The sequence below is a fragment of the Streptomyces durocortorensis genome, assembly GCF_031760065.1.
GTDB lineage: Bacteria > Actinomycetota > Actinomycetes > Streptomycetales > Streptomycetaceae > Streptomyces.
This window is the reverse complement of sequence record NZ_CP134500.1, coordinates 3,839,144-3,865,075: the sequence shown is the minus strand read 5'-3', so window position 1 is coordinate 3,865,075 and position 25,932 is coordinate 3,839,144. Positions and strand designations below refer to the sequence as shown.

Below are 25,932 nucleotides of genomic sequence, written 5' to 3'. Positions count from 1 at the left end.
CACACGCCATGAGCGCACACCTCACATCAGCCAAGCGCGAGATGGCCAAGGCCGTCATCATCGTCGCCCTCGTGCAGTTCGTCGTCGGCGGCTGGTTCTCCTGGACGGCCTCCCGCTCGGAGCCCACCCGCGTGCCCGTCGCCGTCGTCGCCGACAGCGGGCCGTACAAGCAGCTCGACGCGATCCTCGGGGCACACGGCGACGAGTTCGACACCCGTCGGGTCGACACCGCGGGCCGGGCCGAATCGATGCTGCGCGACCGCGAGGTCTACGGTGCCTTCGTCCAGGACGACGCCGCCGGTCACGGCTGGCGGCTCAAGGTCGCCTCCGCCGCCTCCCCCGCCGTGTCCGCCGCACTGTCCGGGCGGATGGCCGAGCTGACAGGCACCTCCGAGCTCGTCGAGGAGGTCGTCCCCGCCAACGGCAGCGACCCGCACGGCTCCGGCATGACCATGGGGTTCTTCCCCCTGATCGTCACCTCCGTCATCATCGGCCTGCTCCTCGTCCTCAAGGTGCCCGACGCCCGCCTGCGCCTCGCCGGTGTCGCCGCGTTCGCCGTCCTCTCGGGACTCCTCAGCTCACTCATGCTGACCGTCGTCTCCGATGTGCTGCCCGGCTCCTTCCTGACCAACGCCGCTGCGATCGTGCTGCTGGAACTGGGTATGGCGGGCTTCATCACCGGCCTCGGCGCCCTGCTGGGCCCGGGCGGAATCGCCGCTGGAGCCGTCGTCATGTTCCTGATCGGCAACCCCCTCTCCGGCATCGCCACCGGCCCCGACCTGCTGCCCGGATGGCTCGGCAGCATCGGCCAGCTCCTGCCGCCCGGCGCGGCGGGATCGTTCATCCGCGCCGAGGGCTCCTTCGCGGGTACGGGCAGCGGCTCCCCCCTCGCCGTACTGACCGGGTGGGCCGTCATCGCCCTGGCCCTGCTGCTCCTCGCCGTAGTCAAGGGACGTCGCAGGCGCCCGGAAGACGCCCGCGTGCTCCAGAACGTCTGACCAGGGAAACCACACACTCCATGAACGACATGACCGATCAGATGTCCAACGAGCGGATGGCCGACAAGCGCATGGCCGACGAGCGGATGGCCGACGACATAGCCATCATCGGAGGCGGTGCGGCGGCCGTAGCGGTGCTCGACCGTCTCGCCCGGCTGCCCGAACCCGGCAACGGCCGCGTGGTCGTGTTCGAACCCGACGGCTCCCGGCTGTGGCGGGGCCGCGCCTACCAGCACGACACCGACTCCGTGCTGGTCAACATCCTCCCCGCGGAGATGTCCGCCACCGTCGGCGACCCCGGCGCGTTCGCCGACTGGCTGAAGCGCACGGAATCCCCCTACGGCGGCGGCGCCTGGGACGAGGACGGCCACTTTCCGCCACGCCATGTCTTCGGCTCCTACCTGGAGCACACCGCCGAGCAGGCCGTCTCCTCCCTGTCACTGCGCGGCAGGCCCGTCACCGTCGTCCACCGCCGGGTCACCCGGGTGCGGGACGCGGACCCCTTGCTCGACGTCACCGACGACAGCGGGGACACCTGGCGGTTCGGCCATGTCATCTGCGCCGTCGGTCCCGGAATCCCGGCCGACCACTACGGGTTGACCGGTGAGGAAGGCTTCCTCCCCGACCCCTATCCGTTGGCCGACACCCTCGCCCCCATCCCCGCGGACACGGCGGTCGCGGTGATCGGCACCGGCCTGGCCGCCGTCGACACGGTCGTGTCCCTGTACCGGGCCGGACACACCGGACCGGTCGTCATGGCCTCCCGCAACGGATGCCTCCCCGCGATCCGGCAGCGCCCGGTCCACCCCGAGATCCGCCACTTCACCCCGGCCCGCATCCACGACATCGCCGCCGACGGCCACCCGATCGGTCTGGAACAGCTGACAGACCTGCTGGCCGAAGAGCTGCGCGCCCACGGCGCCGACCCCGCCATCGCGCTGGACGAACTGATGTCGGCCGAGCGCGAGGACCCGCTGGACAGGCTGCGCCGCCAGTACCAGGAGATCGACCACCCCGACACCGGCATGCGCGTCATGCAGGAGGCCGTGCCGACGACCGGCCCGGACGCCTTCCCCCTCCTGCACCCCGAGCTCCAGGACTACATCCGCGACAACCTCTACCGGGGCATCATGTCGCTGTGCTGCCCGATGCCGCCGGAGAACGCCCGCATCCTCCTGGACATGGCCGACCGGGGCCAACTGCACGTCGAGCGGGGCCTGCACACCGTCAAGCCACGTGACGGCGGGGGCTTCCTGCTCGGCGCGGACCGGTCGGAGGAGGCCGACCGGGTCGTCAACGCCGTCTCCGCACCGGCCCACCGCATTCCGGAGGCCGCCCGTGCCGTGTTCACGTCCCTGACGGAGGCGGAGCACGCCGAGTACCACCCGGCCGGCGGGATCGCCGTCGAACCGGCCACCTCCCGGGCGACCGTCGACGCACGGCCCCACCAGCGGCTGTACGCCATCGGGGACGTCGCCGGAGGCACCTTGTTCTTCACCTCCGGCATGCCCTCGATCGTCGACCGGGCCCAGGACATCGTCAACGCCGTCAGCGGCACCGGCCGGAAGGGCTGAGCACCATCAACACCTCCACCATGACCCGCCGTTCGCTGCTCCGGAACGCCGCCATCGCGGCGACCGCCGCCGCCGGGGTCACCGCCGTCACCGCCGTGGCCACGGCCTCCGCGTCACCGGAGCGCCGCGTGGAGGCCGCAGCCGAGGAGACGGACCCGGCCGTCCCGTTCGACGAGGTCTACAAGGGCCGCCGGATCGAGGGCAGGCCGGTCCCGGAGGGCCACGCCCACCACGGCGGCGGGGCCGCCCACGGGGCCTCCGCCACGGGCACGACCCGCACCGCGGGCCTGGCCCGCACCGCTGCCGCCTCCTCGCACGAGCAGGGCTTCCCGCCCGCCCCGGCGGTCGAGATCAAGATCGACGGGAGGGTGCTGCACGTCATGCGCCGCGCCGACGGCACGTACATGAGCCTCCTCAACCACTACGAGTCCTTCCCGACCGCACGCGCCTGCGCCCAGGCCGCGGTCAACAACCTCGGGCCCAACTCCCAGCTGGCCCTGGGCAACATCCACGGCTGACCGGCCGCCCGCCACCAGCTGTCCGTCTCCGCCCCAGCGACACCGCAGGAGCACCTTCTCCGTGCACATCCGCAAGAACTGCAAGGACCTGACCGCCGTCGAGCGCAAGCGCTTCATCGACGCGGTCCTCGAAGTGAAGAGCAAGGGCGTCTACGACGACTACGTCAGGACCCACGCCCACTATTTCGTCGCCGACGGCGAGGGCGGCAAGCGCTACGGTCACATGGGCCCCAGCTTCCTGCCCTGGCACCGCGCCATGCTCATCGACTTCGAGAACGAGCTGCGCAAGGTCGACGACCGCGTCACCCTCCCCTACTGGGACTGGACCTCCGAACAGTCCACCAGCGGAATCCCCTGGACCGATGACTTCCTGGGCGGAAACGGCCGCGCCGGTGACCACCAGGTCACGAGCGGCCCGTTCGCCCACCGGGCGGGCCGGTGGGACATCAACGTCCAGGTCACCAACGACCCCTTCCTGATGCGCGACTTCGGCGGCTGGAACAACGGGGTCTCGCTGCCCGGCCCGGCCGACCTCGAAGAAGCGCTGTCCGACGCGCGCTACGACAGCTACCCGTACGACTCCACCGCCACCACCACCGGCTTCCGCAACAAGCTGGAGGGCTGGACCGTCGGCCAGGACGTGGGCTGGAAGCTCCACAACCGCGTCCACGCCTGGGCAGGCGGCCAGATGACCGGCGGCAGTTCACCGAACGACCCGGTCTTCTGGCTGCACCACTGCTTCATCGACCTGATCTGGACGCGGTGGCAGGAACGCCACAAGGACGCGCCCCAGTACCTGCCGGAGAAGCCCATCGCGGCAGGCGACAGCCAGCACGGGCGCGTCCTGTCCCTCGACGAGAAGCTCACACCGTGGGACGTCACCCCGCGGCAGATGCTCGATCACACCGGGTTCTACCGGTACGCCTGACCTCCCCGCTTCCCGGGGCGGCGCCCCTGCGTCCGGTACCGAGAACACCGGACCGCGCGGGCGGCCAACTCATCTCATCCGTACACCACTCATCACCGCAGCAAGGAGCTGATCCGTCATGCGCAGGACCGCCAACACCACTCGGGCCGCCCGGGCCCTCGTCCCCGCACTCGCCCTCGCCTCCGCCGTCGCCCTCGCGGGACCGGCCGCCGCCGACGCCCCCGCCCGCACCGGCACCACCGTCGGCGCGGCCGTCGAGCAGAACCGCAGCGAGCTGCCCGCCTTCGCCGGACACTCCTACCGCCTGGAGGTCGACAACGGCGTCGTCTTCCACAACAGCTACTCCGCCGACGGCACGAAGCTCCACTGGGAGGCGACCGCGGGCCCGATGAAGGGCAACAGCGGCGACCAGGACCTCGCGGTGAAGAAGGTCAACGACGGTGTCTACCACGTCAACTGGGTCGAGGAGTCCGGCATGACCGTCTCCCACGTCATGGACCTGAACTCCGGGAACGTCTCCGTCTACTGGACGTACGTCAACGAGAGCGGCGACCGGGTCGGCGAGCTGCACACCGCCACCCTCACCCGCATCGCCTGACCCACCGGGTGACGCCACCGGGCCGGCCCGACCTCCACGGGCCGGCCCGGCCCCTTGCCCCAGGACCCGCCTGATCTCCCCCAGCACCCGCCTGCCTTCCGGCACCTTCCCGAGGAGCCCCGTGGCCGCACCTGCCGCTACCCGCGCACCGCACCCCCCGCAGCACCCTCCCGCCGAGCACCGACTCAAACCCCACCTGGCCTCCCGCCACCTGACCATGCTCGCCCTCGGCGGTGTCATCGGGGCCGGTCTCTTCGTCGGCTCCGGGCAGGGGCTGGCCCTCGCCGGGCCCGCAGTCCTCGTCTCCTACCTGCTCGCCGCGCTCATCGCCCTCGCCATCATGCGGATGCTGGGCGAACTGGCCGCCGCCCTCCCCGTATCGGGGTCCTTCTCCGTATACGCCGACAAGGCGCTGGGGCCCTGGGCCGGGTTCACCACCGGCTGGCTCTACTGGTGGATCACCGCGATCGCCATCGCCGTCGAAGCCGTCGCCGCCGCGGGCATCGTCCACCAGTGGATACCGGCACTGCCCAGCTGGACCGCCGCCCTCCTCTTCATGGCCCTGTTCACCGCGCTGAACACGCTGTCGGTGAAGATGTTCGGTGAGGCGGAGTTCTGGTTCGCGTCCCTCAAGGTCGCCGCCATCATCGCCTTCATCGCGCTCGGCGTCGCCGCCCTGGCGGGCTGGCTGCCCGGTACTCCGTCCCCCGGCACGGCCCATCTCACCGGGCACGGAGGCTTCGCCCCGCACGGCGTCACGGGCATCTTCGCCGCTCTGCTCGCCGTCATCTTCGCCTTCGGCGGCATGGAGGTCATCGCCATGGCCGCCGCCGAGTCCGCCAACCCCTCGCTCGCCGTCTCCCGCGCCGTACGGTCCGCGATCTGGCGTATCGCCCTGTTCTACATCGGCTCGGTCGCCGTCCTGGCCGCCCTGCTGCCCTGGACCTCCGCCCGGCCCGGGCACAGCCCCTACCCGCAGGCCCTGGAACGGCTCGGCATTCCCGCCGCGGGCACGGTCACCGAGGCCGTCGTCCTCATCGCGCTCCTCTCGGCCCTCAACGCCAACCTCTACGGCACCTCCCGGATGCTGCACTCGCTCGCCCTGCGCGACGACGCCCCGGCAGCCCTCGCCCCGGTCAGCCCCAAGGGCTCCCCGCGCCGGGCCGTGGTCGCGTCCGCCGCCATCGGGTTCCTGTGCATCCCGCTGGAAGCGGCCCGGCCCGGAGGCGTACTGCCGGTGCTGGCCGAGGCCATGGGCGGGGCCATGCTGTTCATGTGGCTGACGGTCGCCGTCTCCCACCTGGTCCTGCGCCGCCGCCTCGAACGGACACAGCCCGACCTCCTCGTCCTGCGTACCCCCGGCTTTCCCGGTGTCACCATCGCGGTGATCGCCGTCCTCGTGGCCGTCATCGCGGCCATGGCCTTCGACCCGTCCGCCCGCGGCCAGATCCTCGCCTCCGCCCTGCTCGCCTGCGTTCTCGCCGGAGTCGGCCGTCTGCGCCGACGCGGCTGACGGCCTGCGACGAGAACGCCGGGGAGCGACGAGAGGCATCAGGGAGCGGCAAGGTCCTCCGCCCCGTCGTGCGTGGCCTCCGCCTGGGCGATGAGGTAGCCGAGCTGCGCCCGCGACCGCGATCCCAACTGCTGGGATATACGGGACACATGACCGGCCACGGTCCGCCGCGACACCCCCAGCCGGCGCGCGATCGCGTCGTCGGTGTGACCGGACACGAGGAGCCGCATCACCGCCCGCTCCACCTCGTCCATGATCACCGGCTCCCGCGCGCGCACCACCGGCGCCGACACGGGCGTGCCCCGCTGCCAGGCATCCTCGAACACGCAGACGAGGAAGGCCACGATGCCCGGGTGGGTGATCTCCACCGCCCCCGCGTGCGGCGAACCGTCGCTGTGGACCAGGTAGGCGCTCGAACGGTCACACAGCAGGAGTCGGCCGATCACCTGGTCCACGGTGCGGACATGACCGCCCGCCTCCTCCACCCGCGCGATGTGCCGCAGCAGTTGGGCGTTCGTCTGCGCCGCATGCGGATACAGCGTGCGGTGCGTCACCCCCCGCGGGACCAGCCGGGGGTCCTCCAGGTCGAAGGCGTTGCGCTCGCCCAGCGGCTGGATCGTGGCCAGCTCGCTGCGGCAGGAGCGGACCGCCTTCTCCAGCGTGGGCATGACCACACCTTCGCCGTCGATCCGGGCCACGCTCGAACGGGCCTCGCGGACCGCCGCCCGGTACATCGCCTGGACGGAGGAGAAATCGGAACGGGCCCGCTGCACGCGCTGCCTGCCGCGCCGGATGTCTTCCTCCAGCGGTTGCAGCAACTCATCGAGCGCTACGTCCGGCGCCACCGGCACCAGCAGCCTGGGGTCGTCCGGCGGAGGGGTCACCAGGCCGAGCTGTAGCAGGCACCCGGGTGCCTGGGCCAGTGGCATACAGCCCTTGATCACCGCGTAGCGGTACCTGGCCAGTCCCTGCGCGCACACCGTCGACGGGTCCTCCCCGCACGAGCACCCGGACGGCTGAGAGGTCTGTCTGTCCCTTTCACGATCCAGCATTTCATGATTATGCACTCAATTTCCAAGGAAATCGGCTGAGCGGCCCCTTAGCGTTCCAGTGCAGACCCCGCACCCACCTAGGAATCGCAGGAGAGACCTCCCTATGACCATCAGTGGCACCACCGTGCTCATCACCGGAGCCGGAGCCGGTATCGGCCTGGCCACGGCGCGACTGGCAGCCGAACGCGGCGCCCATGTCGTCCTCACCGACCGCAACGAGGACGCCGTACGCCAGGCGGCCGAGACCATCGGCGGCCGGGCCGAGTACCGCGTGCTGGACGTGACCGATCCCGCCTCCATCGACGCGGCCGTGGGCTCGCTTGAACGCGTGGACCACGTGTTCACCAGCGCGGCGGGAATCACCGTCGGCCCGTTCGAGGAACTCGGCGAGGACGACTTCCGACGCTTCTTCGAGATCAAGTGGTGGGGCCAGTACCGCGTCCTGAAAGCGGCCCTGCCGCGCATCCCGCGGGCGACCGGCTCGGTCACCCTCATGTCCGGCTACCTCTACCGCAAGCCCGAACTCGGCTACTCGGCCTTCGCCGCGGTCAACGGAGCGATCGAGGGCCTGGTGAAGTCCCTCACCCACGAGCTCGCGCCGCTGCGGGTCAACGCCCTGGCCCCCGGCCCGGTGGACACCCACGCGTCCCGGATGCCCGCGGACGAGCACGCCGCCTACCGGGAATCGGTGTCGCGGCGGCTGCCCGTCGCCCGGCCCGGGGAGGCCGACGAACTCGCGCATGCCGCCCTGTTCCTCATGGAGAACACCTTCACCACGGGCATCACCCTCGACATCGACGGAGGCATTCGATGACCACCACCAACACCGCTGCCAACGCCACCGCCACACAGGTGCTGGGCGACCTGCTCCAGGAGTGGCAGAGCCGGTTCAACGAGCCCGATCCCGAGCGGGCCGCCGCCCTGTTCACCGAGGACGCGCTCTTCCAGGGCCTTTTCCCGGAACCGGTCACCGGACCCGAGAGCATCGCCGGTTACTACCGGCAGGTCCCCCCGGGCACCCGGGCCATCGCCCGCGTCCTGCACGCGTACCGGGGCGGGGACGACTGGATCGGCGGCCTCGCCCAGGTCGTCTTCCACCAGCACGACGGCGACATACCCGTACGTCTCTCCCTTGTCGCCGTCCGCGGCGACGAGGGCTGGCGCATCCGGCAGTACCACGTCTCGCGCCTCTGAGCTCCGGCTGCCTTCCCCCGCCCGCTGACCGCCGCCGCACGGCCGGGGATCACGGTGCCGTCGGCGAGGCGGTCGAGGGGGGCGCGGAGTGCGCGGCCGGGGACGTGGTCCTGATGGATGTCCCCGGCCGCGTCTCAACGGGATCGGCGCCGTCCGCCGGCCTCTGGCCGCCGGCCGAAGCGGCCGCCCGCCGGGGGTCATGGTGATCGCCACGTTCGAGAACGGCGGTTACGTCACCGCCGCCCCTCCTCGTGGTCCCCCCACGGCTCCCCGGTCCCGGTTCCGGTTCCGGTCTCGTTCAGCCCCGTCCGGAGCGGTCCGGGCGAGGCCATCCTGCGTACGGGCTCAGCTCAACAACCGGTCCTTGACCGCGGCGAGTACTTCCGCGCGGTCGCGCGGGCCGTTGTCGGCCACGATGAGGTGGTCGCCGATGCGCAGCGAGAAGGTGATCAGGCAACGGGCCTCGACATCGCCCTCGTCGGGGCAGAAGGCACCGTAGAGCTCGCGCAGGTAGTCCATGCGGCGGTTGTCGGCGCGCCGGAGGCGACGCGCCACCCCCGCGTCGCGCCGGGCCCACTCGCGGATAGCCAGCTCCAGCCCGGCGTCGGTCGCGACCGCCCCGCCCGACCCCACGAAGTCGAAGAGACGCCCGAGCCGCTCACGGGCGTCACCCCCATCACGCTCGATCCGCCCGATGACACCCTCGGTGACCTCACGCTCCCAGGTATCGAGCATCTCCTCCAGCAGGGCGGCTCGGTTACGGAAACAGCCGTGGAAACCTTGGGGCCTACCCAGCACTGATGCGATCGATCGGCCGGGAGTGGCAGGAGAACGCGGAGCGTCGGATCGCACCCTGACGCCTCCCGCCTCAACAGCTCCGGCGAGGACTCCAGCGAGTACGAGTTCGGCCTTGGCGGCCTGCCGGGCGTCCGCACGGCCGACTGGACGTCTGCCGGGCAAGGGGCGGTGTCGTCGCCGGTCCGTCCGGGGTGGTCGGTACGGACACCGACCACCCAGGCACCGACCACCCAGGGGGCGGCCGCCGCCGGGGATGGTCCCGGAGGCGGCCGCCGCGAGGCCAGTGCCTGGCTACGCCTTGCGGAGGCGGCCGATGATGCCGTTGAGGTCCTGCTCGAAGAACCAGGGGTCGACCTTGTGGCCGCCGTCCCTCTCGTGCGACTCGTGATGGATGCCCGCCCTGTCGAGGAAGCCGCGGAACTCCCGCTGGGTTTCGAGCACGCCGACCTCGTTGAACGTGTCCCAGAACGTCGGCTCGGGGGTGGTGCCGGCGACCATGAAGATCCGCTTGCCCCGGTAGCTCTCCAGCCGCTCGATCGGGTTGTCCGCGCTGACCCGGGCCTCGTCCCAGAGCGGCGCGCCGTATACCGTACCGCCGCCCAGTTCGACGGCCGCGGACGAGGCGTTGGCCCAGTGCACGACCGCGCCATTGACTCCGGCGACGGGACCGCGCAGGCTGGCCGGGCCGGAGTGGGAGCTCACCGAGGCGAAGTGCCCCCAGTACTTGGCCGCGTACTTCAGCGCACCGAAGCCGCCCATCGAGAAGCCGGAGACGGCGCGGCCGTCGAATTCGGCATACGTCCGGAAGTTCGCGTCGATCCACGGGATCAGCTGGCCGATGTGGAAGTGCTCCCAGTTGCGGGCTCCGACGTTGGTGCTCACGGGGTTGGAGTACCAGCCCGCGCGTCCGCCGTCGGGCATCACCACGATGACCGGCTTGCCCGCGGTCGCCGCGCGGATGCCCCAGCGGTCCCAGGAGATGAAGTCCTGCTCACCACCGTGGAGGAGGTAGAGAACGGGATAGGTCCGACCGCTCCAGTGGTAGTCGTCGGGGAGCAGGACGTTGACGGCAGGGGCCCAGCCGCCGATCGCACCGGTCTGGAACCGGTAGTACCACATGCGGGGGTCGTGCTCCATGCGGTCCACGATGTGCAGCCCGAAGCCGTCACCGGCGGCGGCGCCCCTGGTGGCCGCGCTCGCGGACGAGGCCGACGCGACGACGCCCGCGCCGCCGAGGGCCGCGGCTGCGGAGACACCGCCGACGGCCTTGAGAAGGTTCCTGCGAGTGGTGCGGTGCTGCTCGCTCAACTTGGCCTCCTGGTCGGGTAAATGGTCCGGTGAGCGGTATGTGCCGATGGTTCCGCCCGCTCGGAAGCTAGCGGCCCGGCGTTACCTGCGGCATCCGGAACGATCCGGAGTGACATCGCCCTCGGGTCCTGATGGGATGCGCCCGTGACGGCACCGGTCGGCCCCGGGCCGACCCTCCGCCCGCACAGCGAGCAGCCGGGCGGCGTCCCGCGTGGAGCCGTTTTCCCCTTCGAGGGAGCGGCAAGGGGCCTACTCCGGAGTGGGCGGCAATTCGGCTGCGTCAGAAGCCCGTTCAGGAGACTGTGGTTCCCCCACGCTCAGGGGGGAACCACAGTCGGCCCGCCTACGGTTCGGCATCGGCTTCCGGTATCGGCTATCGGCTATCGGCTATCGGCCTGCGAGGGAGTGCGCGGGGCCGCCCACCTTGTTCCATTCGATCCCGGATCCCGACCACTGGAAAACGGCACTCCTGTCCGGGCTCAACCCGTACAGATGATCACCGGTGACCGCGAACTGCGCCGCCGGACCACCGACCTTGCTCCACTCGTCCGGCGTACCGCTGAACCTGAACAGATCACCCGTCGACGGATTCGTCGAGAACAGCCCAGCTCCGCCCGCGACCAACTCACCCGCAGCACCGCCGACCTTGATCCACGACGTTCCCGAACCCGACCACTGGAGAACGGCACTCTTGTCCGGGCTCAAGCCGTACAAATGGTTGCCGGTGACCGCGAATTGCGCCGCCGGACCACCGACCTTGCTCCACTCGTCCGGCGTCCCACTGAACCTGAACAGATCACCCGTCGACGGATTCGTCGAGAACAGCCCCGCCCCACCGCCGCACAGCCTCCCGGCCGCGCCGCCGACCTTCGTCCACAACGTCCCCGAACCCGACCACTGGAAAACAGCGCTCCTGTCCGGGCTCAGCCCGTACAGACCGTCGCCCGCGACCACGAACTGCGCCGCCGGACCACCGACCTTGCTCCACTCGTCCGGCGTCCCACTGAACCTGAACAGATCACCCGTCGACGGATTCGTCGCGAACAACCCCGCCCCACCCGCGACCAACTCACCCGCAGCACCACCGACCTTCGTCCACGCGACACCCTGCCCGGAGTACTGGAAAACACCCGACCGGTCCGGCGACAACGCGAACAGGTCACCCCCACCCGGAACAGGACCACCGCAGGAGTTCGTACTGATCATGTCCACCGGGTGGTCGGGGTTCATGATCAGCAACTGCCCCTGGAGCTTGGGATGGACCATGTGCTGGGTGTCTGCGTCCTGGTCGCTGTTGGGGTTGTAGAGCTGCTCGTAGTGCAGATGCGGTTTGCCCGGCGATCCGACGTCCCCCATGTAGCCGATGATGTCGCCGCGTTTGACCCAGGTGCCGGCCTGCGCGACGCCGGTCATGTGGAGATAGAGGCTGAACCAGCCGTTGCCGTGCCTGATCTCCAGCCCGCCGGACGACCAGAAGTTCTCGTGCACGAAGCCGTCCGCCGAGGCGAGGATGGGGCTCCCCGACGGCATCCCGTACCGGTACATGTCGATCTTCTTGTCGTCCGGATTGTGACCCCGGTAGGTCTTCAGTTCGACCTTGACGCCGCACGGGAAGGGCAGCCGGAAGTCCGGCCGGGTGTCCTCGATCCCCGCTGCCCGCGCCGTGGGGACTCCACTGACGCCCAGGGCCATCACAGCCGAAAGCCCGCCGGCGGACTTGAGGATGTTCCTGCGTGTGGGACGGTGCGCGCTCACATGACCTCCTGGTCACCGACAGGGCGAAGGGAGCGGGCGACCTCATGGGGGCCGGAAGATGGGGTCCTGTTCGTCAAGCCAGGCGTCTGCCCGCTGCGTTGAGGAAGGTACGGGCGGGCTCAGGGGCGGGGAATCCGGAAACCTACGGAGTGACAGGGGCAGGGGGGCTCGGGCATCCCGGAGGCCCCGATGTTCTCGCCCTGCGGCGGGGCCCGGCTCCGCGTCGCTCCCGCGATCGCCCGTATCCTATGGGCATGCTCATGGCCATACGAGTAGTGGTAGCCGGGGAGGGCCCGAACGGCGCCCACGAATTACGGCGCTGGTTGAGCGCCGAGCCACAACTGCGCGGCCGCATCCGAAGCGGCACGGCGCACGCCGGACCACCGGGCGGCGCCATGGGTACCGCGGCGGACGCACTGCTCGCGGTCCTGGCGCCGGGCGGGGTGGCGGCGGTCTTCGCCGGGGCGGTCGTCGCGTGGGCGCAGACCCGTCGGGGCAGCCAGACGATCACCATCATTCGCCCCGACGGCACGGAGATCACCGTCTCCGCGACCCATGTGCGGGGGCTGAACGCCCAGCAGACCACCGATCTGGCCCGTGAGTTGGCGGCGGACGTGGCGGGGACGAGCAGGCCGGGCGACGCGGACGACACGCGCAGCACGGACGGCGCGGACAGCGGCGGCCACGCACCCGTCCCGCAGGCGGAGCCCCGTCGCCCCCTCGCCCCCCGCGACGACGCTCCGCCCGACTGATGCCCCGCCCCCTGCCTCCGCCAAGTCCCGGCGACCTTGCCACGCCCGGGGCCCACGCGATCCTCGTCGGCACCGGGCATCACGCCACCGGCTCGGAGCTGCCGGACCTGCCGTCCGTCGACACGACACTCGACGACCTTCAGCGCGTGCTGCACGCGGTCTGCGGTATGGCCGAAGGCCGGGTCCACCGTGTCCCCGCCGACGCCCGTCCCGAGGACGTCGTCGCCATCGTGGAGCGGGTCGTCGGCGAGGCCACCGGGGTGGTACTGCTCCTCTACGCGGGGCACGGGCTGCTCGGCCCCGACGACGAGCTCTATCTCGCCACCCGTACCAGCCGCTCCGCCGGGCAGGTCTCCGGCGCCGTCCCCTACCACACGCTCAAGGGGCTCCTGGGCCGCGCGGCCGGGGGCAGCGCCGTCGTCCTGGACTGCTGTTTCTCCGGGCGGGCCACCGTGCCCGACGGCAGCGACCGGCAGGCCGACCCGTTCGTGTCCGTGCGCCCCGGTGGAAGCTTCCTGCTCAGCTCCGCCTCGTACTTCGCCCCCTCGTACGCGCCCGAGGGCGAGCGGCACACGCTGTTCGGCGGTCAGCTCCTGGAGCTCCTCACGTCGGGCGACCCCTCCGGCCCTCCGCAACTCACCCTGGATCACCTGCACACCGCGCTCGCGCGTACGTTCAGCGACGGGCCCATCCATCCGCGGCGGCAGAGCGAGGGGACACTCGACAGACTGGTCCTCGCTCCCAATGCCGCCTACTCCGCAGCCCCCGGCCCGGACGCCGCCCCGCCCGCCGACGTGCCCTGCCCGTACCCGGGCATGAAGCCCTTCCCGGCCGAGGAGACCGGCTACTTCCACGGCCGTGACGCGCTCGCCGACCACCTCACCGCTCTTGTGGTGCGTGACGACCCCTCTCCGCTGGTCCTCGTGGGAGCGTCCGGCGTCGGCAAGTCGTCGCTGTTGCGGGCCGGGCTCCTCGCCCGCCTGGAGCGCCGCCCGGAAGCCTGGCCCGCCCTCCTGCTGCCCGCGCCCGGCCCGCATCCGATGCGCACCCTGGCCGGGCTGTGGGCGCGGGCCACCGGCCGGGACCCGAAGGAGGTGCGCGCCACGCTCGACCGGGGCCGTTTTCCGCCACCCCCGCGCGACCGCCCGGTCTGCCGACTCCTGATCGTCGACCAGTTCGAGGAGGTGTTCACCCGCTGCCGCGACTCCGGGGAACGCGCCCGCTTCATCACCCTCCTGACATCGCCGCACCAGGACGGGCCTCGCATCGTGCTGAGCCTGCGGGCCGACCACTACGGCAGCTGCCTCGACCACCCCGGTCTCGTACGCGCCCTCGACCATCACCGGCTGAACGTGACGCCGATGACCGAGGACGATCTGCGGGCCGCTGTCGAACATCCCGCCGAGGCCGCCGGACTCAGCCTCCAGGCCGGACTCACCGACCGCCTGCTGCACGACCTGCGAGGCGGTCCGGCCGGGCAGGCCGGGCTCCCCTTCCTCGCGCACGCCCTGCGCGAGACCTGGCTGCGCCGCAGTGGCGCCGCCCTCACTCTCGCCGGGTACCAGGCCACCGGCGGCATCTGGCGGTCCGTCACCACCACGACGGACAAGCTGTACGAGGATCTCGACGGTGCTGGGAGAACCGCCCTGCGCAAACTGCTGCTGCGGATGGTGCACGTCAGCCCGGACGCCTCCCAGGACGCGACACGGCGCCGGATCCGGATCGACGAGCTGTCGTCCCCCGTGAGCGAGCGACGCCTTCTCGACCGGCTCGTCGACGCCCGGCTCGTCACCCTCGACCAGGACAGCGCCCAGATCTCCCACGAGGCACTGCTGCGTGCCTGGGACCAGCTTCGGGACTGGATCGACGAGGACCGCACCGAACTCGTCCTCCGCCGCCGGATCGCCGACGACACCGACGCCTGGGAGGCCGCGGGCCGCGACCAGACCTACCTCTACCGGGGAACACGGCTGCAGAGCGCCCGCGACCTGCTGGACCGCGGCCGGCTGGACCGCGCCCTGGATAGCGAGTTCCTGCACGCCGGCGCGCGGGCGGCAGGCGCGGAACGAGAGCGGGAGGCCCGCCGCACACGGCGGCTGAAACGAACGTTGCAAGGGGCGGTGCTGGCGCTGTGCGCGGCACTGGTCGCCACGGGTATCGCCTACCAGCAGCGGTCGAACGCCCGCGCCAACGGCGAGACCGCCCAGAACCGCCAACTCCAGGCCTCCGCCCGCGCGAACATCGGCACCGACCCGAGATCGGCCCTGCTCCTCGCCGTAGCCGCGTACCGCGGAGCCCCTTCTCCGCAGAGCCGGAGGACGCTGATGGACGTGCTGGCCGCGACGCAGTACGCGGGCTCCGCCGACGCGACGGGCGGGGTCGACTCGCTGACCTACAGCGACGACGGCCGGACGCTCGCGGTGGGCGGGGGCACCGGTGTCGTCGGGCTGTGGGACACGTCCGGCCCCGGTGAGCCGGCGGAGTTGGCCGACGTCGTGACGGAGCAGAGCCTCATCGGCTGGGGGAACCCCGCGGTCTGGATCGGCGACGGCCGGTCCCTGCTCCTCACCGGTGCGGACCAGGGCGCCTCCCTGGGCAGGTTCTCCCTCACGGACCGGAGCCGCCCACAGCCCCGGGGCAGAATGCCGCTGCGGTTGCGAGAGTCCATGGAAGCGTCGGAGTTCAGCCCTGACGGCCGGACGCTGGTCATCTCCACCGCCGGGGAGACGCGGCTCTGGTCGGTGGTAGCGGGGCGCGGCTCTGCCCGCGCCCGCGCCTCGCTCCCGCAGCGCGAAAGCAACGTCAAGGCGATCGCCTTCGGACCGGACAGTGCCGTCCTGGCCTTGGGATGGCAGGACGGGACGGTGGAGCTGTGGGACGTCGAGGACCCCGACCGCCCGCGGAGTCTCGGCGTACTCGACGGCACCGGCGGCCCGGTGCGCGCGCTGGCCATCAGCCGGGACGGGCGCACCCTGGCCGTCGCGTCCAGCGACGCCCAGGTCCGGTTGTGGGACGTCGCCCGGCCTGCCGATGCTCGCCGCACCGCGGTGATCAGCGGCCATGGCGGCCCGGTGGAGTCGGTCGCGCTCAGCGGGGACGGCCGCCTTCTCGCGACAGGAAGCACGGACCACACGGCGACCCTGTGGAGCATCTCCCCGGGCGGGCCCGTACGTTCCGCCGTCTTCACCGGACACGACAGCACGGTCTCGGCACTGGCCTTCTCCCCCGACGGCCGCACCTTGGCCAGCGGGGACGGCAACGATTCCGTGCTCTTCTGGTCGCTGACGGACCGATTGGCCCCCACCGTGGCCGGGCGGCCCGTCGCGCCGCCCGCCCGGGACTACTACCGGTGGTTCGAGGACGGCATCCCGTACGCCCTGGCCCCCGAAGGGCGGCTGCTGGCTGGGGCCACGGCCGAGCGTGAGCTGAGTCTGATCCCGCTGACGGGGCGCTCCGCGGGCCGGCCGGCCGGCGTGATCCGGATCGACGGGCCGGGCCACCTCACCTACCACGGGCAATGGTTCTCGGCGGACGGTGACCGCCTCGCGGTCGAGGGCCCCGGGGGAACCGTGACCCTGTGGAATGTGAAGGACCCCGGTCACCCGGTCCGGGAGTTCCGGCTGAACGTCGCCCCGTCCAGCAACCGTGGCCTCTCCCTGGCCTTCTCGGCCCAGGGTGACCTGATGGCGGTCGGCACGGAAAGGGGGGTCACGCTGTGGGACCTCTCCTCGCCCGGCAGGCCCCGGCGGCTGAGCGCCGTCAGGACGAGGACCGGAATCCCGGTGGTCCTGTTCGCCCCCAAGGGCCGAATCCTGGCGGTCGGCTCCGCCCTGTACGACGTCACCGACCCGCGCACCCCAGAGCGGCTGTCGGATCTTCCCGATCCCGACTCGGACTCGGCCCTTGTGTACGCCGCCCCATACGCGTTCGCCCCCGACGGCAGGACTCTCGTGATGGGCAAGCGCGGCGGAATCCTCTTCGACGTGTCGGACCCCAGGCGTCCCCGGTTCCTGAGCCGGCTCCGCAACGGCTCCGGCGAAGGGCCCTACTCGTTCGGCGGGGACGGCAGGCTGCTCACGGGCAGCGGCTCCGGTGCCCAGGTGCTCGTGTGGGACGTGTCGGATCCCGCGGCACCACACGCTGTCACGTCACTCACCCTGGGCGCGAGGGCCCAGGCGCTCGCCGTTTCGTCCGACGGCGCCTTCCTGACCACGTACGAGTCCCCGGGCACCACCACCCGCTGGAAGATCGCGCAGCTCAGTACGGCACTCCGCGATCCCGTCGCCCTCGCCTGCCGGCTCGCCGCGGCCAACCCCACCGCCGCCGAATGGGCGGCGATCGCCCCCGGCGTACCCTTCCGGCGGGTCTGCCCCGGCCTCGCCGCCGCGCCCGCCCCGTCCGCGACCGGCCCGTTCAGCTTCGTCTTCCCGACCCCGATCCCTGCCGGAACCTGAGGCGGATGCCTGCGGCAGGGATCGAGGAGGAAAAAGAGGAAGAGGAAGAGGAGAAAGAGGAGGAGTGTCAGTCCTCGCCCTCCAGGTTCCCTTCCGTCTCCAGGTACACCTGGCGCAGCGCTTCGAGAACCGCCGGGTCCGGCTTGGCCCACATGCCGCGCGACTCGGCCTCCAGCAGGCGTTCGGCGATGCCGTGCAGGGCCCAGGGGTTGGCCTCCTGGAGGAACTGGCGGTTCTCCGGGTCGAGCACGTACGTCTCGGTGAGCTTGTCGTACATCCAGTCCGCGACGACGCCCGTCGTCGCGTCGTACCCGAAGAGGTAGTCCACCGTGGCCGCCAGCTCGAACGCGCCCTTGTAGCCGTGGCGGCGCATCGCCTCGATCCACTTCGGGTTGACGACCCGCGCGCGGAAGACGCGGGACGTCTCCTCGACCAGCGTGCGCGTGCGGACGGTCTCGGGCCGGGTGGAGTCCCCGATATACGCCTCCGGGGCCGTGCCCTTGAGCGCGCGCACGGTGGCCACCATGCCGCCGTGGTACTGGAAGTAGTCGTCCGAGTCCGCGATGTCGTGCTCGCGGGTGTCGGTGTTCTTCGCGGCGACCTCGATGCGCTTGTAGGCGCTCTCCATCTCCTCCCGGGCCGGGCGGCCGTCGAGCTCACGGCCGTAGGCGTAGCCGCCCCAGACCGTGTAGACCTCGGCGAGGTCGGCGTCGGTGCGCCAGTCGCGGGAGTCGATGAGCTGGAGGAGGCCCGCGCCGTACGTGCCGGGGCGGGAGCCGAAGATGCGGGTGGTGGCGCGGCGTTCGTCGCCGTGCTCGGCCAGGTCGGCCTGGGTGTGCGCCCGTACGTAGTTGCGCTCGGCCGGCTCGTCGAGCGAGGCGGCGAGGCGTACGGCGTCGTCGAGCAGCCCCACCGTGTGCGGGAACGCGTCCCGGAAGAAGCCCGAGATACGGAGGGTGACGTCGATCCGGGGGCGGCCCAACTCCTCGTACGGGATGGGCTCCAGGCCCGTCACCCGGCGCGAGGCGTCGTCCCAGACGGGGCGGATGCCGAGCAGCGCGAACGCTTCGGCGATGTCGTCGCCCGCCGTGCGCATCGCGCTGGTGCCCCAGAGGGAGAGGCCGACCGAGGTGGGCCAGTCGCCGTTGTCGGTGCGGTAGCGGGTCAGCAGCGAGTCGGCCAGCGCCTGACCGGTCTCCCAGGCGAGCTTGGAGGGGACGGCCTTCGGGTCGACCGAGTAGAAGTTACGGCCCGTGGGCAGGACGTTGACCAGACCTCGCAGGGGGGACCCGGAGGGGCCTGCGGGCACGAAGCCGCCGTTCAACGCGTGGACGGCGTGGGTGAGTTCGTCGGTCGTTGCCGCCATGCGCGGGACGACCTCGGTGGCCGCGAAGGTGAGGATGTCGGCGACCGCGTCCGGCAGCCCGGCGGCGACGGACGCCACGGCGGCCGGGTCCCAGTCGGCGTCGTCCATCGCCTGGACGAGCGCACGGGCCTGCTCCTCGATCGCGTCGGCGGCGGTGCGGGTGGCAGCCGACTCGTCGAGGCCGAGCGCCTCGCGCAGGCCCGGGAGGGATGCCGTACCGCCCCAGATCTGGCGGGCGCGCAGCACGGCCAGGACCAGGTTGACCCGGTCGTTCCCGGCGGGCGGGTTGCCGAGCACGTGCAGGCCGTCGCGGATCTGGACGTCCTTGATCTCGCAGAGCCAGCCGTCGAGATGCATGATGAAGTCGTCGAAGCCCTCGTCCTCCGGGCGGTCCTCCACCCCGAGGTCGTGGTCGAGCTTCGCGGCCTGGATCAGCGTCCAGATCTGCGCGCGGATCGCGGGCAGCTTCGCCGGGTCCATGGCGGCGATCTGGGCGTGCTCGTCGAGGAGTTGCTCCAGGCGCGCGATGTCGCCGTAGCTGTCGGCGCGGGCCATCGGCGGCACCAGGTGGTCGATCAGCGTGGCGTGGACGCGACGCTTGGCCTGCGTGCCCTCTCCCGGGTCGTTCACCAGGAACGGGTAGATGAGAGGGAGATCACCGAGGGCGGCGTCCGGACCGCAGGCGGCGGAGAGCCCCGCGTTCTTGCCGGGCAGCCACTCAAGGTTCCCGTGCTTGCCCAGGTGGATCATGGCATCCGCGCCGAACCCGTTGTCCTCGGCGGAGGCGGCGATCCAGCGGTACGCGGCCAGGTAGTGGTGGGACGGCGGGAGATCGGGGTCGTGGTAGATCGCGATCGGGTTCTCGCCGAAGCCGCGCGGCGGCTGGATGAGGATGAGTAGGTTCCCGCGCCGCAGGGCCGCGAGGACGATGTCGCCCTCCGGGTTCGCGGACCGGTCGACGAACATCTCGCCGGGGGCCGGCCCCCAGTGCCGCTCCACGGCGTCGCGCAGCTCCTCGGGGAGCGTGGCGAACCAGCGGCGGTAGTCGGCGGCCGGGATACGAACGGGGTTCCGCGCCAACTGCTCCTCGGTCAGCCACTCCTGGTCGTGGCCGCCCGCCTCGATGAGCGCGTAGATCAGCTCGTCGCCGTCGCCGGAGACCAGACCCGGGATCTCCTCCTCGGGGCCGAAGTCGTAGCCCTCGGCGCGCAGCCGCCGCAGCAGGGCGACGGCGCTGGCGGGGGTGTCGAGGCCGACCGCGTTCCCGATCCGGGAGTGCTTGGTCGGGTAGGCCGACAGCACGAGCGCGATCTTCTTCTCGGCGTTGGGGATGTTGCGCAGCTTCGCGTGGCGTACGGCGATACCGGCGACCCTGGCGGCGCGCTCGGCGTCGGGGATGTACGCCGGGAGCCCGTCCTCGTCGATCTCCTTGAAGGAGAAGGGCACGGTGATCAGCCGGCCGTCGAACTCCGGCACCGCGATCTGGGTGGCCGCGTCCAGCGGGGAGACACCTTCGTCGTTCTCCTCCCAGGCGCTGCGCGGGCTGGTGAGGCAGAGCGCCTGGAGGATCGGCACGTCGAGCGCGGTCAGCGCGCCCGCGTCCCACGACTCGTCGTCGCCCCCCGCCGACGCCTCGGCGGGCTTGGTGCCGCCCGCCGCGAGGACGGTGGTCACGATGGCGTCCGCGGCGCGGAGTTCGTCGATCAGCTCGGCCTCGGGCGTACGGAGAGACGCGACGTACAGCGGGAGCGGCCGGGCCCCGGCGTTCTCCACAGCCGTGCACAGCGCGTCGACGAACGCCGTGTTCCCGCTCATGTGGTGGGCGCGGTAGTAGAGCACGGCGACGGTCGGCGCACCCTCGGGCACCTCGCGGGCCTCCCGCTCCAGCGGGCCCCACGCGGGCGCGGGGGCGGGCGGCTCGAAGCCGTGGCCGGTCAGCAGCACGGTGTCCGACAGGAACCGGGCGAGCTGCTCCAGGTTGGCGGGCCCGCCGTGCGCGAGGTAGGCGTGCGCCTCGGCCGCGATGCCGATCGGCACGGTGGAGGCGGCCATGAGCTGCGCGTCCGGGGCCTGCTCACCGGTCAGCACGACGACCGGCCGGCCGGTGGCCAGCACCGCGTCCAGCCCTTCCTGCCAGGCCCGTACGCCGCCGAGAAGCCGTACGACGACGAGGTCGACGCCGTCCAGCAGCTCGGGCAGTCCGTCGAGGTCGACGCGGGAGGGGTTGGCGTACCGGTAGCTGACGGGTCCCTCGGAGGCGCGGGCGCTCAGGAGGTCGGTGTCGGACGTCGACAGGAGCAGGATCATGCTGCGTCAGGCCTTCCTCGGGGTGTCCACGCCCCGGGCGGTGTCGGAGGGTCTCCCCGCGCCCGGCGGAGGGCCGTGCGCTGCGCCCGGTGGGAGACCGGCCGCGCGGGGAAGGGAGTTCCTGACTCGTCCGGCCGGTGGCGTCGGCCGGGCTCACAGTGGCGGGACCGCGCCGGATTCACACCGGGCTTCCTCCCCTGTCGCCGTCTGGCGATGGCGGCCTGAACGGACCACCGCCTGCATCCTAAGCGGCGGGGGCCGGGTGGGGCAGGGGGCGGGGGTGCGGTGGTGATCACGCTCCGGTGCGGGAGGGGGACACTCACCTGTCCGGGGCGGGGACACCATCCAGTGCGGGACGAGGGACACGCACCGGTCCGGGACGAGGTGGGGAGGGGCTGGGCGGCGGTGCTCCGCAGGTCACGGCGGAGGCCGGGGCCCAGCCGCCCGGGCCGCTGTCCCGCAGGTCACAGGTGCGAGCCTGCCGGAGGCGCCCGGGTGGTCGGTATGCTCGCCGCCATGCCCGATTCCGCCCCCTCGCCCGTTTCCCCGGGTGGTGTCCCCCCGCGCGCCGGGGGCGACGCCTGCCCGGGAACGCTGCGGCTGCACCGGGCCGACGACGGGGCGCTGGCCCGCGTACGGGTTCCCGGTGGTGTGCTGACCGCGGATCAGGCGGACGCCCTGCTGGCCGCGGCGGCCCGGTTCGGGGACGGTGAGCTGCATCTCACCTCGCGGGGCAACGTCCAGCTGCGCGGCCTCGGTACGGAGTGCGGCGGCGAACTCGCGGGGCTGCTCTCGGCCGCCGGGCTGCTGCCCTCCGCCGCGCACGAGCGGGCCCGCAACATCGTGGCCTCGCCGCTCGCCGGGCTGGACGGTTCGCCCGTGCTCAGGACCTGGCTGACCGGGCTGGACCGGCTGGTGTGCGGGTCGCCCGCCGCCGCAGCGCTCTCCGGCCGCTTCCTCTTCGCCCTCGACGACGGGCGGGGGGACGTGGACGCCCTGGGCGCGGACGTGACCCTGATCGCGGAGGGCCCGGACGTCCTGCTGCGGATCGGGGGCGCCGACGAGGTGTTCCGGCTGCCGCCCGCCTCGGACGCGCCGCGCGCCGCGCTCCTGGCCGCCGAGGCGTTCCTCCGCGCCGCCCGCGACTCCGGGGCGTGGCGCGTGAAGGACCTGCCCGACGACGTACGCACGGCCCTGCCCGGCGAGGTCGCGCGCGCCGTCGGGGCTGCGGTGACTCCGCCCGTACACCGGCCCCGTCCCCGTAAACCGGCCGCTCCCGCACCCGGAGCTCACGGCTCCACGGCCGCGACCAGCACCGCGACCAGCACCGCGATCAGCGTCGACGTACCCCTGGGGCGGCTCGTCCCCGGCCAGTGGCGGCTGCTCACGGAGACGGCCCGGCGGTACGGCGGCGAGCTGCGGCTCACCCCGTGGCGCGGGGTCGTCCTCCCCGGCCCGTTCGGACGCGGACAGGACGAAGCGGCGGAAGCACTCCGCACGCTGGACGCGGCCGGGCTGATCACCGGCCCCGGCTCCCCGTGGACCGGGGTCGGCGCCTGCATCGGCCGCCCCGGCTGCGCGAAGGCGCTGGCCGACGTGCGGGCCGAAGCGGGGGCCGCTGTCGGACCGGCCGGGCGGCTGCCTGTGTACTGGTCCGGGTGCGAACGCCGCTGCGGCCACCCGCACGGGGAGTGGATCGACGTGGTCGTCACGCCCGACGGGCACCGGATCTCCCACGTACGGGGGGAGCGGCGGGACCCCCCGACGGCGGTGACGGTAAGGAACGACCCGGCCGCGCTGGCGGCAGCGGTGGCCGCGGCCCGCGCCTGAGCACCCTCCCCCGATCAACCGACGGCAGAAGAAAGCGACAGCACTGTGCACCAGTACGAGAAGGACGGACCGGCGATCTACCGCCAGTCCTTCGCCACCATCCGCGCGGAGGCGGATCTCGCCGGGCTGCCCGCCGACGTCAGCCAGGTCGCCGTCCGGATGATCCACGCCTGCGGCATGGTCGACCTGGTACGCGACCTCGTCTTCTCGCCGGACGCCGTGGCCGACGCCCGAGCCGCCCTGCGCTCCGGCGCACCGATCCTCTGCGACGTGGCGATGGTCGCCAGCGGCGTCACCCGCAAGCGGCTGCCCGCGAACAACGACGTGGTGTGCACGCTGTCCGACCCCTCCGTGCCGGAGCTGGCCGCGAAGATGGGGACGACGCGCAGCGCGGCCGCCCTGGAGCTGTGGCGGGAGCGCATGGAGGGGGCCGTGGTCGCGGTCGGCAACGCGCCGACCGCGCTGTTCCGGCTGCTGGAGATGATCGAGGAGGGCGCCCCGCGCCCCGCCGCCGTCATCGGCGTCCCGGTCGGCTTCATCGGCGCGGCCGAGTCCAAGGACGCCCTGGCCGAGCACCCTTCGGGCCTGGAGCACCTGATCGTGCGCGGCAGGCGCGGCGGCAGCGCGATAGCGGCGGCGGCGCTCAACGCCATCGCGAGCGAGGAGGAGTAGTGAGCGCTCCCATGGCTTCTCCGGTAAACGACACCAGCACGGGCGGGGGCAAGCTCTACGGCGTCGGGCTCGGCCCCGGCGACCCGAACCTGATGACTCTGCGGGCCGTCCAGGCCATCGACGAAGCGGACGTCATCGCGTACCACAGCGCCCGGCACGGTCGCTCGATCGCCCGGTCCATCGCGGCGGCGCACCTGCGGCCGGACCACGTCGAGGAGGCCCTGGTCTACCCCGTCACGACGGAGACCACGGACCACCCCGGCGGTTACCGGGGCGCGCTGGAGGAGTTCTACGAGAAGGCCGCGGCCCGCCTCGCGGCGCATCTGGACGCCGGGCGGACGGTAGCCGTCCTCGCCGAGGGCGACCCGATGTTCTACGGCTCGTACATGCACATGCACAAGCGCCTGGCCGACCGCTACACCACTGAGGTCATCCCGGGCGTCACGTCCGTCAGCGCGGCCGCGGCCCGCCTCGGCACCCCGCTGGTGGAGGGCGAGGAGATCCTCACCATCCTCCCCGGCACGCTGCCGGAGGAGGAGCTGACGGCCCGTCTCGCCGCCACGGACACGGCGGTGGTGATGAAGCTGGGCCGTACGTTCCCGGCGGTGCGCGGGGCGTTCGAGGCGTCGGGCAGGCTGGCGGAGGCGCGGTACGTGGAGCGGGCGACGATGGCCGGGGAGCGCACGGGCGAGCTGGCCGAGATCGACCCGGAGTCGGTTCCGTACTTCTCGGTGGCGGTGCTGCCGAGCCGGATAGACGCGCCCAGGCCTTCGGGTTCCTCCGATGCGACGGGCGAGGTCGTGGTCGTCGGCACCGGCCCGGCGGGCCCGCTGTGGCTGACGCCGGAGACGCGGGGCGCGCTGGCGGCCGCGGACGACCTGGTCGGCTACACGACCTACCTGGACCGGGTGCCGGTCCGCCCCGGCCAGGCGCGGCACGGCTCGGACAACAAGGTGGAGTCGGAGCGGGCGGAGTTCGCGCTGGACCTGGCCCGGCGCGGCCGCCGGGTCGCGGTGGTCTCCGGCGGCGACCCCGGGGTCTTCGCGATGGCGACGGCGGTGCTGGAGGCGGCCGCGCAGGAGGAGTACGCGGACCTTCCCGTACGGGTGCTGCCCGGGGTCACCGCGGCCAACGCGGCGGCGGCGCGCGCCGGCGCGCCCCTGGGCCACGACTACGCCACGATCTCCCTCTCGGACCGCCTCAAGCCGTGGGAGGTCATCGCGGAACGCCTGCGCGCGGCGGCCTCGGCGGACCTGGTGCTGGCGCTGTACAACCCGGGCTCGAAGTCCCGGACATGGCAGGTGGGCAAGGCCCGCGACCTGCTCCTGGAACACCGCTCTCCGGACACCCCGGTGGTGCTGGCACGCGATGTGGGCGGCCCGACGGAGAGCGTACGTACGGTACGGCTGGCCGACGTCGACCCGGCGGAGGTGGACATGCGGACGCTGCTGATCGTGGGCTCGTCGCAGACGCGCTGGGTGCGCCGCGGCGAGACCGGCCGGTCCATCGTGTGGACGCCGCGCCGCTATCCGGAGGCGTAGAGCTTCCGTACCCACCGCACGGCCTCGTCGGGCGTACGGGCCACCGGCACCCCTTCGGGGACCGGTGGCCGCCGGACGACGACGACGGGAATCCCCGCCTCGCGGGCGGCGGCGAGCTTGGGAGCGGTGGCATCGCCGCCACTGTCCTTCGTCACCAGGACATCGACGCGATGGCGACGGATGATCTCCCGCTCCCCGTCGAGATCGAACGGCCCCCGGTCGAGCAGTACTTCCATCCGGACCGGGCAGGGCGGCTCGGGAGCATCGACGGACCGCACGAGGAACCACAGCGCGTCGAGGTCGGCGAAGGCGGCGAGCCCCGTCCGCCCGGTGGTGAGGAAGACCCGCTCGCCCAGCGTCGGCAGGAGCTCGGCGGCCTCGGCGAGCGACCCGGCGAAGTGCCAGCGGTCACCGTCCTGGGCGACCCAGCCCGGGCGACGGAGGGCGAGGAGGGGAACATGGGTCTGCGCGGCGGCCTCGGCCGCGTTCCGGCTCATGGTCGCGGCGAAGGGGTGGGTGGCATCGATGAGGGCGTCGACCCGGTGCTCACGCATCCACGCGGCGAGCCCGTGGGGGCCACCGAACCCGCCGACGCGCACCTCACCGGGGGGCAGCCGGGGGGCGGCGACGCGCCCAGCGAGCGAGGTGGTGACGCGGACGCGCCGGTCCCCGGCGAGGCTTTCGGCCAGCCGGCGCGCCTCGGTCGTACCCCCCAGAACAAGAACACGCAGCGCATGCGGCACATCAGGACCAGGCATCGGAACGGACTCTCTT

The 25,932-nt window shown here is 72.3% G+C and carries 19 protein-coding genes and 1 riboswitch; of the genes, 13 read left to right on the top strand and 6 right to left on the bottom strand.

The window, feature by feature from the left end:
• The first annotated feature begins 8 nt into the window (after positions 1-8).
• The 6 genes from RI138_RS17010 (at position 9) to RI138_RS16985 (ending at position 6,129) form a co-directional block, all read left to right on the top strand.
• Entirely contained in the window at positions 9-998 is a 990-nt protein-coding gene (locus tag RI138_RS17010) for a hypothetical protein (RefSeq protein ID WP_311120614.1), read from the top strand.
• A 20-nt stretch (positions 999-1,018) separates the two neighbouring features.
• Positions 1,019-2,572: an FAD/NAD(P)-binding protein gene (locus tag RI138_RS17005; protein ID WP_311120613.1), complete on the top strand. Its 1,554-nt coding sequence runs from the start codon at positions 1,019-1,021 to the stop codon at positions 2,570-2,572.
• Positions 2,573-2,592: 20 nt separating this feature from the next.
• Positions 2,593-3,090 carry a tyrosinase family oxidase copper chaperone gene (locus RI138_RS17000; protein ID WP_311120612.1) on the top strand — a complete coding sequence of 166 codons (498 nt, stop codon included), beginning with the start codon at positions 2,593-2,595 and terminating at the stop codon, positions 3,088-3,090.
• Between the two features lie 61 nt (positions 3,091-3,151).
• Positions 3,152-4,018, top strand: coding sequence for a tyrosinase family protein (locus RI138_RS16995; protein ID WP_311120611.1), 867 nt, complete (start codon positions 3,152-3,154; stop codon positions 4,016-4,018).
• A gap of 118 nt (positions 4,019-4,136) precedes the next feature.
• Complete coding sequence (locus RI138_RS16990) at positions 4,137-4,616, top strand: MoaF-related domain-containing protein (RefSeq protein WP_311120610.1); 480 nt, start codon at positions 4,137-4,139, stop codon at positions 4,614-4,616.
• A 121-nt stretch (positions 4,617-4,737) separates the two neighbouring features.
• Positions 4,738-6,129, top strand: coding sequence for an amino acid permease (locus RI138_RS16985; protein WP_096632380.1), 1,392 nt, complete (start codon positions 4,738-4,740; stop codon positions 6,127-6,129).
• A gap of 38 nt (positions 6,130-6,167) precedes the next feature.
• Here RI138_RS16985 and RI138_RS16980 read toward each other — a convergent pair whose 3' ends face one another.
• Complete coding sequence (locus RI138_RS16980; RefSeq protein ID WP_311120609.1) at positions 6,168-7,109, bottom strand: helix-turn-helix transcriptional regulator; 942 nt, start codon at positions 7,107-7,109, stop codon at positions 6,168-6,170.
• A gap of 175 nt (positions 7,110-7,284) precedes the next feature.
• Here RI138_RS16980 and RI138_RS16975 point away from each other — a divergent pair, with 175 nt between their 5' ends.
• Both RI138_RS16975 and RI138_RS16970 read left to right on the top strand, forming a co-directional pair.
• Positions 7,285-7,995, top strand: a complete 711-nt coding sequence (locus tag RI138_RS16975) for an SDR family NAD(P)-dependent oxidoreductase (protein WP_311120608.1) — start codon at positions 7,285-7,287, stop codon at positions 7,993-7,995.
• Positions 7,992-8,375, top strand: coding sequence for a nuclear transport factor 2 family protein (locus RI138_RS16970; protein WP_311120607.1), 384 nt, complete (start codon positions 7,992-7,994; stop codon positions 8,373-8,375). The genes RI138_RS16975 and RI138_RS16970 overlap by 4 nt, the downstream gene beginning before the upstream one ends.
• A gap of 345 nt (positions 8,376-8,720) precedes the next feature.
• On the opposite strand, the gene RI138_RS16965 is transcribed toward RI138_RS16970, so the two are convergent.
• The 3 genes from RI138_RS16965 to RI138_RS16955 all read right to left on the bottom strand — a co-directional run bounded on the left by RI138_RS16965 (position 8,721) and on the right by RI138_RS16955 (position 12,236).
• The gene (locus tag RI138_RS16965) at positions 8,721-9,173 is read right to left on the bottom strand and encodes a TetR/AcrR family transcriptional regulator (RefSeq protein ID WP_311120606.1); all 453 of its coding nucleotides are present in this window, start codon (positions 9,171-9,173) and stop codon (positions 8,721-8,723) included.
• Between the two features lie 291 nt (positions 9,174-9,464).
• Positions 9,465-10,481 carry an alpha/beta hydrolase gene (locus tag RI138_RS16960; RefSeq protein WP_311120605.1) on the bottom strand — a complete coding sequence of 339 codons (1,017 nt, stop codon included), beginning with the start codon at positions 10,479-10,481 and terminating at the stop codon, positions 9,465-9,467.
• A 387-nt stretch (positions 10,482-10,868) separates the two neighbouring features.
• The gene (locus tag RI138_RS16955; RefSeq protein WP_311120604.1) at positions 10,869-12,236 is read right to left on the bottom strand and encodes a M23 family metallopeptidase; all 1,368 of its coding nucleotides are present in this window, start codon (positions 12,234-12,236) and stop codon (positions 10,869-10,871) included.
• A gap of 44 nt (positions 12,237-12,280) precedes the next feature.
• Here RI138_RS16955 and RI138_RS16950 point away from each other — a divergent pair, with 44 nt between their 5' ends.
• Both RI138_RS16950 and RI138_RS16945 read left to right on the top strand, forming a co-directional pair.
• Positions 12,281-12,988 (top strand): effector-associated constant component EACC1, encoded by a 708-nt coding sequence (locus RI138_RS16950; RefSeq protein ID WP_311120603.1) that lies wholly within the window; start codon positions 12,281-12,283, stop codon positions 12,986-12,988.
• On the top strand, positions 12,988-17,442 hold the full coding sequence (locus tag RI138_RS16945) for a WD40 repeat domain-containing protein (protein ID WP_311120602.1): 4,455 nt from the start codon (positions 12,988-12,990) through the stop codon (positions 17,440-17,442). Before RI138_RS16950 ends, RI138_RS16945 begins: the two co-directional genes overlap by 1 nt.
• Positions 17,443-17,509: 67 nt before the next feature.
• On the opposite strand, the gene cobN is transcribed toward RI138_RS16945, so the two are convergent.
• Positions 17,510-21,115: a cobaltochelatase subunit CobN gene (gene cobN / locus RI138_RS16940; RefSeq protein ID WP_311120601.1), complete on the bottom strand. Its 3,606-nt coding sequence runs from the start codon at positions 21,113-21,115 to the stop codon at positions 17,510-17,512.
• A 115-nt stretch (positions 21,116-21,230) separates the two neighbouring features.
• Positions 21,231-21,310, bottom strand: a riboswitch (cobalamin riboswitch).
• Between the two features lie 309 nt (positions 21,311-21,619).
• On the opposite strand from cobN, the gene RI138_RS16935 reads away from it, so the two are divergent.
• Genes RI138_RS16935 through RI138_RS16925 form a run of 3 tightly spaced genes read left to right on the top strand, consistent with a single transcriptional unit; the run spans position 21,620 to position 25,158 of the window.
• Positions 21,620-22,945, top strand: a complete 1,326-nt coding sequence (locus RI138_RS16935) for a cobalamin biosynthesis protein CobG (protein WP_311120600.1) — start codon at positions 21,620-21,622, stop codon at positions 22,943-22,945.
• Between the two features lie 45 nt (positions 22,946-22,990).
• Positions 22,991-23,617, top strand: coding sequence for a precorrin-8X methylmutase (locus tag RI138_RS16930; protein WP_311120599.1), 627 nt, complete (start codon positions 22,991-22,993; stop codon positions 23,615-23,617).
• An 11-nt stretch (positions 23,618-23,628) separates the two neighbouring features.
• Positions 23,629-25,158 carry a precorrin-2 C(20)-methyltransferase gene (locus RI138_RS16925; protein WP_311120598.1) on the top strand — a complete coding sequence of 510 codons (1,530 nt, stop codon included), beginning with the start codon at positions 23,629-23,631 and terminating at the stop codon, positions 25,156-25,158.
• On the opposite strand, the gene RI138_RS16920 is transcribed toward RI138_RS16925, so the two are convergent.
• A complete protein-coding gene (locus RI138_RS16920) occupies positions 25,143-25,916 on the bottom strand; it encodes a cobalt-precorrin-6A reductase (RefSeq protein WP_311120597.1) in 774 nt (257 codons plus the stop codon). The genes RI138_RS16925 and RI138_RS16920 overlap by 16 nt on opposite strands.
• Between the last annotated feature and the right edge of the window lie 16 nt (positions 25,917-25,932).